This is a genomic window from Streptomyces sp. (genome assembly GCF_050698815.1).
Taxonomy (GTDB): Bacteria; Actinomycetota; Actinomycetes; order Streptomycetales; family Streptomycetaceae; genus Streptomyces.
On record NZ_JBOHCV010000460.1, the window covers coordinates 1 to 7,467 of the forward strand.

Genomic DNA, 7,467 nt, shown 5'->3' on the forward strand with positions numbered 1-7,467 from the left:
ACTCTATCAGATCTGTTTTCCGGCCCGTTTCCGTGCCTGGATAACCTTTCTGATTCCCCGTCGGCGGGGCGCCTTCCGGCGTGACCGCTACGTTAGACGATTTCCCCCGGCGACTCAAAATCGAGCCAGCCGGTATCCCTCACCGAACTGATATCCGTGAAACAGGCACACGAAAACCAGCCCCGCGGAACGGGGAATCCTGCAGTAGTGGTCGCCGTCGAACGGCAAGAGTGCCGCCACTCGAGCATCGCAGCTCCGTGGCAACCCGGAGGACACTACGGTTCGACTCCTGCGCTGTCAACTCGCTGTTCAGGGTGCCAACTGCCGCTCCGTTGCCGCGTCTCAGTCGAGGTCGGTCAACCGGCCGCCCGCGTCCGGCTGGGCGTGCTCCACGCGGCGGAGCAGACGGGTGAGCAGCTCACCCAGCAGTGTCCGCTCGACGGTCGTCAGGTCCTGGAGCAACTCCTCCTCGAAGACCGCGGCCTTGCGCATCACCTGGAGCCACTTCTCCCGGCCCTCGTCGGTGATGCCGATGATGACCCGTACGCGGTTCTCGGAGTCGCGCTCCCTCGTCACCAGACCCTGGGTGAGCATGCGGTCGATGCGGTGGGTCATGGCGGCCGGCGTCAGGCCGAGGCGCTTGGCGATGGTGCCCGGCCACAGCTGGTACGGGGCACCCGCCATCACCAGTTCCTTGAGTACCTCCCACTCCGCGTGGCCGAGGCCGAGTGTGGCGAGCTGGCGGCCGTACGCGACGTTCATCCGGCGGTCGAGCCGGCTCAGCGCGTTGACGACCTTCTCCACCCGTGTGTCCAGGTCGCGGTATTCGCGCTGGTAGATGGCGATCTGCTCGTCGAGCGTGGGCTGTCGGTCCGGCGCGGGAGGCATGGGCGGAGTATCCCACGCGAAGTCGTTCGACATGAAGGCTTGCCCTATGTAGTCTTTAGCTTCGAACTTTAACTGTGAAGTCTCCGGCCGGTCTTCGGCAACGGCGTCCGGCGGGGACTCGACTGAGGGGGTGAGTGTGACCACCGCGATGGGCGCTGCGCTGCGCCGCATCCAGTTCGGGAACGCCCTGGCGGCGTTCGGCAACGGCTTCACCGCGCCGTTCCTGTTCGTCTACGCCGCGCGTGTACGTGAGTTGGGTGACGTCACCGCGGGTTCGGTGCTGGCGCTCTTCGCCGCCGCCGCGCTCGGCGTCCTGCCCTTCACCGGGCGGGTGATCGACCGGCGCGGACCGATGCCGGTGGCCTTCGTGGGGTCGTTCCTCGGGATGGTCGGTGCGGTGGGCTTCGGGGTCTCCGGGACCGCGCCGTTCGTGCTGGCTTCCTCAGCGCTCATGGGCGCGGGCGTCGCCGTACTGCACCCGGCGCTGGCAACGATGATCGTGGCGTGTTCGACGGCCGCGACGCGTTCACGCTCCTTCGCCACCCAGTTCTTCCTGAACAACCTGGGTCTGGGGATCGGCGGGCTGCTCGGCGGACTGATGGTGGATGAGCATCGGCCCGCGACGTTCACGCTCCTGTTCGTCATCGAGGCCGCCATGTTCGTGGTGCTGGCCGTGGTGCTCGCCACCGTGCGGCTGCCGCATGCGACGAGCGTGGACGCCGCGCTGCCGGGCGAGGCGAGGCAGCCGGGCGGCGGCGGTTGGGCGGTGCTGCTGCGGGACCGGCCGATGGTGCTGCTGTGCGTGCTGGGCTTCGTGCTGTTCTTCACTTGCTACGGGCAGTTCGAGTCGGGGTTGTCGGCGTACGCGGTGGAAGTGACCCGAATATCGACGGCCACGCTCGGCACGGCCCTGGCCGCCAACACGGCGGTCATCGTGCTGGCGCAGTACACGGTGCTGCGCCTCGTCGAGCGGCGTCGGCGCAGCCGGGTCATCGCACTGGTGGGACTCATATGGGCCGTGGCGTGGCTGGCCGCGGGGGCGTCCGGTCTCGTGCACGGCACCCAGGCGTTGGCCACGGCCCTGCTCATCACGACGTACGCGCTCTTCGGGCTCGGCGAGACGATGCTGTCGCCGACGGTGGCGCCACTGGTGGCCGACCTGGCACCAGCGCGGCTGGTGGGGCAGTACAACTCGGCGTTCGCGCTGGTCAAGCAGCTGGCTCTGGCCATCGGTCCGGCCGTGGGCGGGCTGCTGGCCGCGACGGGCGCATATGGGGCGTACATCGTCATGCTGGTCGCCTGCGCCCTGTGCGTGAGTGGGCTGGCCCTCTGGCTGGGGCGGCGCTTGACGGCCCGGCAGGACCGGCCCGACCGGTCTCTCGTGGTGGCCGGTCAGGGCGTCACCCCGGACGATGTTCCGGCCAGCGGCAACGAGGTGACCGGCCGGCACGCGGTCGTCGCCGCGGTCTGACCGGTTCGCCTCACCGGTTGGCACGTCACCCTGTCGGCAGGGCGAATTCGCACCAGACCGACTTGCCGCCGCCCGGCGTCCTGCGCGATCCCCACGAGGACGCGATGGTGGCGACGATGGAGATGCCGCGCCCCGCCTCGTCCACCGGCTCGGCACGGCGGCGGCGCGGCAGGTGGTCGTCGCCGTCCGTGACCTCGACGATCAGCCTCCGGTCGGTGCGCCGCAGTCTCAGCCGCATGGGCGGGGTGCCGTGCTGGAGGGAGTTGGCGACCAGCTCGCTGGCCGCGAGCACGCCGAGGTCGTGCAGCTCCGTGGGAAAGCGCCAGGAGGAGAGCACGCCGGAGGCGAACGCACGGGCGCGCGGGGCCGCTTCGGTGCCGCCGAGAAGGTCGAGTGCGGCGTTGTGGAACAGCTCGGCCTCCGGGCCCGTACGGGCGGGGTGCTGGAGGACGAGGACGGCCACGTCGTCGTCGTGTTCGGCGGTGATGCCCAGCGAGCGCAGCAGCCGGTCACAGACGACGTCGGGGGAGCCGGTGGCGCCGGCGAAGGCCCGTTCGAGGGTGGACACTCCGGTGTCGATGTCCGCGTCGCGCCGTTCGACCAAGCCGTCCGTGTAGAGCACGGCGGAGGCGCCGGGCGTGAGCGGCAGCGAGCCGGAGGTGTGCACCCAGCCACCGGTGCCCAGCGGCGGTCCGGTCGGCTCGGCGGCACGCTGGACCGTGCCGTCGGCGTCCCGGACGATGATGGGCAGGTGGCCGGCGGAGGCGTAGTGGAGGACGCCCTCGTTGGGGTCGTGCACGGCGTAGACACAGGTCGCGATCTGGCTGGAGTCGATCTCGGCTGCCAGTCCGTCGAGCAGCTGCAGGACCTCGTGCGGGGGAAGGTCGAGGCGGGCGTACGCGCGTACGGCCGTGCGCAGCTGCCCCATCACGGCGGCGGCGCGCACGCCTCTGCCCATGACGTCGCCGATGACCAGGGCCGTACGGCCCGCGCCGATGGTGATGACGTCGTACCAGTCGCCGCCGACCGCCGCTTCCGTACCGCCCGGCTGGTATGTGGCGGCGACGCGGAGATCGTCGGGCTGCTCGAGTTCCTGCGGCAGCAGGCTGCGCTGCAGGGTGACGGCGGCTTCGCGCTGGCGGCGCTCGCTGGCGCGCAGCCGTTCCGCGACCTCGACCTGATCGGTGACGTCGGCGGCGAAGATCAGCACGCCGCTGTCGCTGTCGGCGGTGATGGGTGTGCAGGTGAAGGTGTAGAAGGCGTCCCGGGACTCGCGGCCGTCTCGGGGCTCGGCGGCGCCGGGGACGCGGCGCGCTTTGACGGTGCGGGGTTTGCCGCTGCGCAGCACCTGGTCCATGAGAGGCAGCAGGCCGAGTTCGACCAGTTCGGGGAGGGCCTCGCGGGCGGCGGCGCCCGGGGCGCGGGGACCGAAGACGGCGGTGTACGCGTCGTTCACGTAAGCGATGCGATGGTCGGCGCCGTGCACGACGGCGGCGAGGGCGGGGACCTGGCCGAGCAGGTCGTGGACCGAGAGGGCGTCGATGCTGCGGGTGACGAGTGCGCCGGGGGCGGAACCGGGTCCCGGCCCGCACGCGCCCGCGGGATCGCGGCGTTCACCGCGTGCCGCGGGCACCGTGCCCGTGCTGTCCACCGGGCCGGCACTATCGGCACCGTCAGCGCCGTCGACACCATCAGCACCCTTGGCGCCGTCGGCGGATTCGGACGCCTGCTGGGTCCGCGCTGCTACTGCCTGGGCGGCTTGGGCGGCTGAGTTACGCCGCTGAGTGCCGGGCAGTCGGGCGCTCCAGCGCGTGAAGTTCACGGTCGTCCGATTCCTTGTGTTGTCCGGGGGACGGCCTTCGGCCGGGCCGTCATGTCTGATCACTCTCCGCGGATGCGTGCCCACCCATGGTCACACGTCCCGCGTCGAGCAGGGCGGCGACATCGGACACCATCGGGTCATCCATCGGATCACCCGACAGCCCCTCCGCCGGGCTGCCCGCCGTAGCCCCGTACAGAGGCCGGAAGGCCGGTGTGGCGGGGGCTCAGTCCCGTTCGGGTCGGCGGCCGGAGCCCGCGGCGAGCTCGAACTCGGCACGCGGATGCTCGAGCGAACCGAGTGAGACGATCTCGCGTTTGAAGAGCCCCGCCAAGGTCCATTCGGCGAGCACGCGCGCCTTTCTGTTGAGGGTGGGGACGCGGCTGAGGTGATAGGCCCGGTGCATGAACCACGCCGGATAGCCCTTCACTTTGCGCCCGTAGACGTGCGCGACGCCCTTGTGCAACCCGAGCGAGGCGACGGAGCCCGCGTAAGCGTGACGGTAGTCGGTCGACGCCTCACCCCGCAGGGTGGCTGCCAGATTGTCGGCGAGACGCCTGGCCTGGCGTACGGCGTGCTGGGCGTTGGGAGCGCAGAGTGCCCCGCTTTCACCCTTCTCCGCGGCGATGAGGTCGGGCACGGCGGCGGCGTCACCGGCGGACCAGGCGTGGTCCACGCCGTCGACACGCAGTTGGGCGGTGCACTTGAGCCTGCCGCGGTCGGTCAGGGGGAGTCCCGCGGCGGCGAGTACGGGGTGCGGCTTGACGCCCGCCGTCCATACGAGGGTGCGGGTGGGGTGACGGGAGCCGTCGCTCAGCACGGCCACCCGGTCCTCGCAGGAGTCGAGGCGGGTCTCGAGCCGTACGTCGATGTTGCGGGCACGCAGCTCGCGCAGCGCGTAGGAACCCATTTCCTCGCCGACCTCGGGGAGGATCTTGCCGGCCGCTTCGACGAGCAGGAACTTGAATTCCTCGGGCCGCACGTTGTGGTAATAGCGGCAGGCGTAGCGGGCCATGTCCTCCAGCTCGGCGAGCGCCTCGACGCCCGCGTATCCGCCGCCGACGAAGACGAAGGTGAGGGCGGCGTCGCGTACCTCGGGGTTGCGGGTGGAGGAGGCGATGTCGAGCTGTTCGAGTACGTGGTTCCGGAGCCCGATGGCCTCCTCGACGGTCTTGAAGCCGATGCCGTGCTCGGCGAGGCCGGGGACCGGGAGGGTGCGGGAGACCGAGCCCGGCGCCAGGACGAGTTCGGTGTACGGGACCTCGATGGGCCCGGTGCCCTCTTCCCTGGTCACCAGGGTCTCCACGTGGGCGACGCGCCGGTCGTGGTCGATGGACCGGGCCTCGCCGATGACGAGCCGGCAGTCCGGCAGTACGCGGCGCAGGGGTACGACCACATGGCGCGGGGAGATGGAGCCGGCCGCCGCTTCGGGGAGAAAGGGCTGGTACGTCATATAGGGCTCGGGTCCGACCACGACGATCTCGACGTCGCCCGAGGGGCCGCCGTCGCTCCGACTGCCGTCCCGACTTTTGTCCGCGGTACGCCTGAGCTGGTGTTTCAGCTTCTGCTGCAGGCGGAGGGCGGTGTACATGCCGACGTAGCCGCCGCCGACCACGAGAATGCGCGTGGTGTCCTTCTTCGCCTTGGTCACCCGTCCATGACGCACCCAAGGCCGGGTGTTTGTCCACAGGCTCAGAGAAATTGTGTGAATGGTGGAGGTGAATCCTCCGGTTCGCTCCATCAATGCCTCGTACGGGAGTCGGCGCAGTTCAGCGACGCGTGGAAGGGGTGTGAGAGGGGACGCCCGAGGGTGAAAAGGCGTCCCGTGCCGACCGTGACGAGACCCCCGCGAAGCGGCCCCCTTCTCTCCCGACCGGTGCTCAACTATGTTCGTGGGGTCGGGAGTGCGGTGCGTGGCGACCTCAGCACCAGCACCACCGGCCGCGACAGCGCGAGAGTCTCCGGGGGGAGACTTGATCACCGGGGGAACACATATGCACATTCAGGGAATTCACGGTTCTCATTCCGTCGGGTCCGTCATGGCGGCGGCCACGGACAGTGGGGGCGACGGGGCGAGCGGCATCGGCGGCGGGATGCGCGGTGTCAGCGGAGTGGGCGGTATCGGCGGCACCGGCGGGTCCACGTCCGCGGCCATGGGCGGCGCCGACCCGCGTCAGGCGCCGCTGCGGGTGGACGCACAGCGCAATCTGGCACATGTACTGCGCGCCGCCCGCGAGGTCTTCGGCGAGCTGGGGTACGGCGCGCCGATGGAGGACGTCGCGCGACGGGCACGGGTCGGGGTGGGCACGGTGTATCGCCGTTTCCCGAGCAAGGACGTGCTGGTCAGACGCATAGCCGAGGAGGAGACGGCCCGGCTCACCGAACAGGCTCGGGCCGCATTGGGCCAGGAGGACGAACCATGGTCGGCACTGTCCCGTTTCGTGCGCACCTCGGTCTCCTCGGGCGCGGGACGGCTGCTGCCGCCGCGGATACTGCGCGCCGGCGGGTCGAGCAGCGACGCGGGTAGAAAGGACGTTTCGGCCTGGGTGCCGCAGCAGCGACAGGCGCAGGAGGGTGAGGGGGAGGAAAGCGCACCCGGGCTGCGGCTGGTCGAGGATGACGCGGCCTCCGCACCCTCGGAGACGTGGACCGACGGGCCGGGTGACCAACTGGAGGGCCACGAACTCGACGGCCACGGACTCGGCGGCTGCGAGGAGGACTCCGGGTCCGCCGAGTTGCTGAGTGTGGTGGGCGAACTGGTGCAACGGGCCCGGGATGCGGGCGAGTTGTGCACCGACGTGACGGTCGGCGATGTGCTGCTGGTCATAGCCACGCCGGCGCCTTCGCTGCCGGACGCGGCGCAACAGGCAGCGGCTTCGAAGCGGTTGCTCGACATACTGCTGGAAGGCCTGCGCACCCGGTCGAGGAGCTGAGCCAGGACTGAATCAGAGCAGAGTCAGGGCTGAGGCTCCGGCTGCCCGTCGACCAGCTCATCGAGGAGCACGCGCGCTTTCTCGGCCCGTGGGCGGCGCGTCGCCGGGCGCCCCGGTCCGGGCCGACACGTTCCGGACGGCGGCGTGCGCCCCTCCGCGGCCAGGATGCGCGCGCTCAGCGCACGCATCCCGACCTCGAAGATGGGGGGCAGGGTGGCGACCACGGCGTAGTCACCGGCCTCGGTGTGCAATGCGCGGGCGCGCGCCGGCTCGCCGTTGTCCAGAGCGATGAGGGAGCGCAGAAAGGTCCCGTAGGTGCGGGCGTCGGCCATGCCGAGCCGGTCGCCGTCCTCGAC

At 70.6% G+C, this 7,467-nt stretch carries 6 protein-coding genes; 2 read left to right on the forward strand and 4 right to left on the reverse strand.

Annotated elements, in window-relative coordinates; translation table 11 throughout:
* Window positions 1-342: 342 nt before the first annotated feature.
* Window positions 343-888: a MarR family winged helix-turn-helix transcriptional regulator gene (locus ACRDP3_RS16690; protein WP_431517753.1), complete on the reverse strand. Its 546-nt coding sequence runs from the start codon at window positions 886-888 to the stop codon at window positions 343-345.
* A 148-nt stretch (window positions 889-1,036) separates the two neighbouring features.
* Between ACRDP3_RS16690 and ACRDP3_RS16695 the strand changes: the two genes are divergently transcribed.
* Complete coding sequence (locus ACRDP3_RS16695) at window positions 1,037-2,359, forward strand: MFS transporter (protein ID WP_431517757.1); 1,323 nt, start codon at window positions 1,037-1,039, stop codon at window positions 2,357-2,359.
* A gap of 25 nt (window positions 2,360-2,384) precedes the next feature.
* On the opposite strand, the gene ACRDP3_RS16700 is transcribed toward ACRDP3_RS16695, so the two are convergent.
* Both ACRDP3_RS16700 and ACRDP3_RS16705 read right to left on the reverse strand, forming a co-directional pair.
* Window positions 2,385-4,181 carry an ATP-binding SpoIIE family protein phosphatase gene (locus tag ACRDP3_RS16700; RefSeq protein ID WP_431517754.1) on the reverse strand — a complete coding sequence of 599 codons (1,797 nt, stop codon included), beginning with the start codon at window positions 4,179-4,181 and terminating at the stop codon, window positions 2,385-2,387.
* 223 nt (window positions 4,182-4,404) lie between these two features.
* Window positions 4,405-5,769, reverse strand: a complete 1,365-nt coding sequence (locus ACRDP3_RS16705; RefSeq protein WP_431517758.1) for an NAD(P)/FAD-dependent oxidoreductase — start codon at window positions 5,767-5,769, stop codon at window positions 4,405-4,407.
* A gap of 448 nt (window positions 5,770-6,217) precedes the next feature.
* Between ACRDP3_RS16705 and ACRDP3_RS16710 the strand changes: the two genes are divergently transcribed.
* Window positions 6,218-7,111, forward strand: a complete 894-nt coding sequence (locus ACRDP3_RS16710; RefSeq protein ID WP_431517755.1) for a TetR/AcrR family transcriptional regulator — start codon at window positions 6,218-6,220, stop codon at window positions 7,109-7,111.
* Window positions 7,112-7,134: 23 nt separating this feature from the next.
* Here the strand turns inward: ACRDP3_RS16710 and ACRDP3_RS16715 are convergent.
* A partial coding sequence (locus ACRDP3_RS16715) for a hypothetical protein (RefSeq protein ID WP_431517756.1) occupies window positions 7,135-7,467 on the reverse strand: 333 nt, incomplete at its 5' end.

Excerpts from the sequence above, each read along its gene's own strand:
- ACRDP3_RS16695 (WP_431517757.1), top strand. The coding sequence starts at position 1,037 with ATGGGCGCTGCGCTGCGCCGCATCCAGTTCGGGAACGCCCTGGCGGCG.
- ACRDP3_RS16710 (WP_431517755.1), top strand. The coding sequence starts at position 6,218 with ATGGCGGCGGCCACGGACAGTGGGGGCGACGGGGCGAGCGGCATCGGC.
- ACRDP3_RS16705 (WP_431517758.1), bottom strand. The coding sequence starts at position 5,769 with ATGTACACCGCCCTCCGCCTGCAGCAGAAGCTGAAACACCAGCTCAGG.
- ACRDP3_RS16690 (WP_431517753.1), bottom strand. The coding sequence starts at position 888 with ATGCCTCCCGCGCCGGACCGACAGCCCACGCTCGACGAGCAGATCGCC.